This is a genomic window from Deltaproteobacteria bacterium (genome assembly GCA_016930875.1).
GTDB lineage: Bacteria > Desulfobacterota > Desulfobacteria > Desulfobacterales.
The window spans coordinates 1-3,458 of record JAFGFW010000052.1 but is presented as its reverse complement, the minus strand read 5'-3'; the positions used below and the strand labels follow the sequence as shown (position 1 = coordinate 3,458).

Sequence of the window (3,458 nt, the reverse complement as noted above, 5' to 3'; positions counted from 1 at the left end):
GGCGTTAAGTTGAAGCTCTTCATGGCTTTTCTCTTCAATATGGCACTTCAGGTCCTGGGGAAAAAGGCTTATATTTGATCGGGACATGGCATCCCATGCCTTCTCCAGAAGTGCTCTTGCCTCATTCACCCTCCCCTCCCTGATCAATACCCTAGCCAGGACAATCTGGGTTCTCGCCAGTTCCAGTCGGGCACCGGAACGTGTCAACATATCCATGCTCATCTGGAAATCCGCACTAGCATCCTTAGTACATTTGGGATCATTTCCTGCTTTTTGACCCCTGAAACGATAGGCTACGCCTTTCATGAAGATGTCAGGCCACTTAAGAAATCGATTTAGCTCAGAATCCAATGTCATCCCGGGATAAACCCGACCGGACTTTTCAAGACCTTCAAGATATTCGAGCACCCATCCCCCCCTATGATGGGGTCTACCATAGGTCTTGAGAAGTCCACAGCCGCGAATGTGTTCATTGAGACATTTCTCAAGGTCCCCATGGGAGTAAGCCACGTAAGCCATACACCAATGGGCCGCAAAAAGGATGGAATTCCCTGCAACCCTCTCGGGAAGTTTCAGAATTTCCTTCAGATAGACCTCCGCCTCTGATGTAAATCGGGCCTCGAGCAGGGTCAAAACAGTATTCATATCAGCATAGATCTTTACATCCCTCATTCCAAGTTCTTCGGCCTTGATCCGAACGGCCTCGATAAGGCCGATGCCGCGGGAGGTCTGGCCACATACCCCATAGCACCATCCCAAGGTCGCGCAGGCCCTGAGGGTTGCCTTGTCTGAAGAAAATTCCTCCAGATCGCCGATGACTTCTTCATATCTTTCAACGGCTTCCGCAACGCGACCCTGTCGAAAAAGAAAATCGCTGGTCATGAGGGCAACCTTTTTCAGTAGATAGTTGATTTTCAGTCCCTGGGCTATTTCTCTTGCCTGCTCAAGATATTGAGCAGCCTTTTCATAGAATCCTTCAACTTCGCTCGTCTTCCCCAAGGTGAGATAAAGATTGAGAAGTTGCTCGCGATCGTCAATCTCATGCGCAAAATGCCGGGCCTGTTCAAGGAAAGCACTTTGCTCGGGCAAAGAAACCATGTGGCCATAAGCGGAGGTGATGCCAATGGCCGCATTTACATAAATCTCTTTCTCTCCGGTTGTTTCTATTGTATGTGCTTTATTGTCCAATATGATTCTGTAATAGGAAATGGCTTCCTCATGCATTTCAAGGGAAGCGCAACGCTCGGCAGCGGCAAGGAAACAGTCCAGCCTTTGAGGGGTGATGCCCGCCGTTTTGTGGAGATGGGCCAGCGTTAGGGATTTTTCAAGTCCCTCTTCGGCGGTCACGTCATAATATGCAATAAGCACCTTTGCTTGAGTTTCAAGATTTTCCTGCCCGGTCCGATTCAATACAAACTTTATCCACGGTTCACTTGTAAGAGAATAGAACCCTTTTCCCAAGGATGAATCGTTAGACAGGACGCCGAGGCCAACCAAATTATCGAGAAACTGTAAAATCTCAACGGCCCTGAGGCGGCTTACGGCAATCAATGTATCCAGTGAAACCGGTTGCGGGACCAGGGCCAAAAGAACAATTACATTCCTCTTTCTCTCATCCAGACGATCCCACCATTCGTGTTTTTCCATTAATCATCTCCACTGAGTTCTGACCGGGTTGATCAAATCTTAATCTACGCATTTGCAATCCAGCGCAATCATCGCACATTGCCGTGTACGATAAATAGCATAAGTACGAAATATCGTATTTACACAGGGTCGTCAATGAGGTTTGTGTGCCAACTTTTTTATCTTATGTCAGCAAGTTACAATATATTTGATAATTTGGTACGCCCTTTGCTGTGTAGATTTCATCATCACCTTGGCATTAATGAAGACATCTCCAGAAATTTTTGCTCTTAAACGGGAGGGAGAGAGATTCCATAACCGTTCAAGACTTACTCATGGATGGGTGAGGGGCGGACAAGAGGCCCAACTTTGCTGCTTTGTCGGATGTAACACCTCCTTTTGATTTGAGGGCACAGGACATCGCTGGATACTTTTTGAGCGTCTTGAGACCACGCCGGGGTGAATTAGTGTCCATCCAGAAATAGATGATTTCTGGATGAAGCGGTCTGCTATCGGCATTCAGCGCTCAGCCTAATGGCTTGTCTTTGCATAGCTTTTGCTGATAGCTGATCGCTGATAGCTGTTAGCGCGAATCCGGGAATGCTCATTGCCGGATGAGCACGAATTAGGAGACAGATTATGGCTGACAAGACCTACGATGCAGTGGTTATTGGCGGCGGGCATCACGGTACCATCATTGCCCCCTACCTGGCCAAGGCCGGGTTGAAAGTCGGAGTTTTTGAACGGCTCGATCATCTTGGCGGCGGTGCAGTGACTGAAGATGGGCCTGCACCGGGCTTTAGAATGAACTTTTGTGCCCATTTTACACGATTTTTCGGTCATCCTGCGTATAAAGAATTCAATCTCCGGGAAGAGGGTCTGGAGTATATATTTCCAGAAACGAACGAGGCCATTATCTTTGATGATGATACCTCCTATTTGGGGTATGCAGCTTGGCGGGTTGTGAACCCGCAGACAGGCGAAGTGGAATTCAACGAAGAAAATGTCAAAAAGACGCATGAGCAGATCCTCCAATTTTCCAAGAATGACGCAGAAACCTATCTTCGTTTAACGGAAATATACAAGGAAAAGTGGAGACCTGCCTTTAAGAAATACAGATACTCCCCTCCCACACCCTGGGGGACCCAGGACGCGCTGGAACAACTCCTATTAGATCCTGCAACCGGGTTGGACCCGTCCATGCAGTTTATGAATTGCAAGCAGTTTGCACACTATTTTTTCGAAAGCCCGGAACTCAGGATATTGATGCTCAGGGGGTTTCTCACATCAGGCGGCATCTTTCCCGACGACCTGCCAGGTATTGGTCTCATGATTGCGACGATGCATCTTGCTCTCGGGTGGGAATCCGCTGCGATCGCTAAAGGCGGAACACAGTCCATCACCGATGCCCTCGTTTCAGCAGGTAAAAAACTGGGCGTGGAATATTTTATTAATTCTGAAGTAACCAAAATCCTCATAGAAAACGGTGACGCGAAAGGTATACGGCTGGCTGACGGGACTGAAGTTGCCGCAAAACAACTGGTCGTAGGAGATATCGGAACCCCCCAGTTGTTTAAGCGTCTGATCGAAAGAAACAACACAAGCGCTGAAATGAACCGCAGGCTTGAAACCAATTTGTACGACAGGGGCCATGTCTGGTGGGGGACGATGGGCGTGCACGAACTTCCCCAGTATAAAGCAGCGAGGTTCAACCCGGATATAAATGCCACGCCACGCACCTACTGGGCTCCTAAAGATCTTGAATATATGGAAAACAAATATATGCATGAGATTTTTCTTGTGGGCATGGCATCCAAGTTTTTCTGTTTATC

At 48.0% G+C, this 3,458-nt stretch carries 2 protein-coding genes; one reads left to right on the top strand and one right to left on the bottom strand.

The features are described from left to right. On the bottom strand, nt 1–1,647 hold a 1,647-nt coding region (locus tag JW883_05510; GenBank protein MBN1841723.1), incomplete at its 3' end, for a hypothetical protein. A 618-nt stretch (nt 1,648–2,265) separates the two neighbouring features. On the opposite strand from JW883_05510, the gene JW883_05505 reads away from it, so the two are divergent. Next, nucleotides 2,266–3,458 (top strand): NAD(P)/FAD-dependent oxidoreductase (locus JW883_05505; protein MBN1841722.1); only part of this gene is annotated, 1,193 nt, incomplete at its 3' end.